Genomic DNA, 236 nt, shown 5'->3' with positions numbered 1-236 from the left:
CGCGGATGGCTCAGATGCGTGCCCGTGACCACAACCGCCCGCGCCCGGCTAATGAAGTCCTCATCAATGTCATCCTCGCACAGCGCCATGTCCGCGCAGTTCTCGCGATAGAAGATCAGCGGGAACTGTTCCTCATCCCGAATACCCAGAATGACCAAAGCCGTTAGCCGCTCCGGATCGGTCTTCACCCCGTCCGTACACACCCCCTCGCGCGCCAGCTGCTCGAGGATAAACCG

1 pseudogene is annotated in these 236 nt (G+C 61.4%); it reads right to left on the bottom strand.

Going from position 1 to position 236, the window contains the following annotated elements:
* Positions 1-236, bottom strand: a pseudogene (locus HJ536_RS20785) (bifunctional 5-dehydro-2-deoxygluconokinase/5-dehydro-2-deoxyphosphogluconate aldolase); the annotation flags it as partial.

This window comes from Donghicola mangrovi (assembly GCF_013377535.1).
GTDB lineage: Bacteria > Pseudomonadota > Alphaproteobacteria > Rhodobacterales > Rhodobacteraceae > Donghicola > Donghicola mangrovi.
The sequence above is the reverse complement of the archived record's forward strand: the minus strand, read 5'-3'. Positions and strand labels throughout refer to the sequence as shown.